At 43.4% G+C, this 949-nt stretch carries 1 protein-coding gene and 1 pseudogene; one reads left to right on the top strand and one right to left on the bottom strand.

Annotated elements, in window-relative coordinates; genetic code table 11:
* A pseudogene (locus tag ACS8FD_RS17535) lies at window positions 1–234 on the top strand (elongation factor P); the annotation flags it as partial.
* Window positions 235–345: 111 nt separating this feature from the next.
* Here the strand turns inward: ACS8FD_RS17535 and ACS8FD_RS17530 are convergent.
* Window positions 346–949: response regulator (locus ACS8FD_RS17530; protein ID WP_439276790.1), on the bottom strand; the 604-nt coding region annotated here is incomplete at its 5' end.

Here is a 949-nt window from a genome sequence, read left to right as displayed (position 1 = left end):
CTTTGCGTGATTACCTTGTTTAATGGGGTGCCATTGTCAGTCACACCGCCAAACTTCGTTGAATTGCAGATTACCGAAACCGATCCTGGTGTACGCGGTGATACTTCAGGCGGCGGTGGTAAGCCTGCAACTTTAGAGACAGGTGCAGTCGTACGTGTACCATTATTCGTCCAGCAAGGTGAAATCGTTCGCGTTGATACGCGCACAGGTGACTATCAAACTCGAGTTAGCTGATACCGTCAGACCTATAAAAAAAGCTCGACCATCATAACAATGGTCGAGCTTTTTTATTATTACTATCAGATTTTTACTTGCTATTCGATACTTGATACCGGCAGCTATCTGCTATGATGACTCTTTTAGGTCTCTACTACTGACCTGTTTTTTTGTTGCTTGTTGGTGCATAAGCCAATACTGTACCAACGCGTTGAGCTGTTCTTTTTTAAAAGGTTTGGTGCAATAGTCTTGCATGCCAACTTTCAGATATTTTTCGCGCTCGCCATCCATAGCATTTGCCGTTAGCGCAATGATTGGTGGTAGTGTTTCTGGGTCATAAATCTCATGCAGCTTGATCGTTGCTTGTATCCCATCCATGATCGGCATATGGTGATCCATAAGTATCACATCAAAGCGCCGCGGGTGTGCTGAAAACTGATCAATGGCTTTTTGTCCGTCAGTCACGTGAGTGACCTTGTGCCCATTATTACACAATGCTTTTTTGGCAATCATAGCGTTAACATTATCATCTTCAACCAATAATATATGACCAGAATACTCAGAATTGGGACTAATCTCTATGATGTTTGAGCGTTGCCAGTCATCATACTTTTCTTGGCTTATAGACCTTAGAGGTAACAATACCTTAAACGTCGTTCCCTCTCCCACGACACTGTTTGCCCAAACATGTCCGCCCATCAAATTAACCAAAGACTTGCAAACAGACAGACCC

Source organism: Psychrobacter sp. 1U2 (assembly GCF_051847575.1).
Note: the sequence above shows the minus strand (reverse complement) of the source record. Positions and strands in the feature narration are given on the sequence as shown.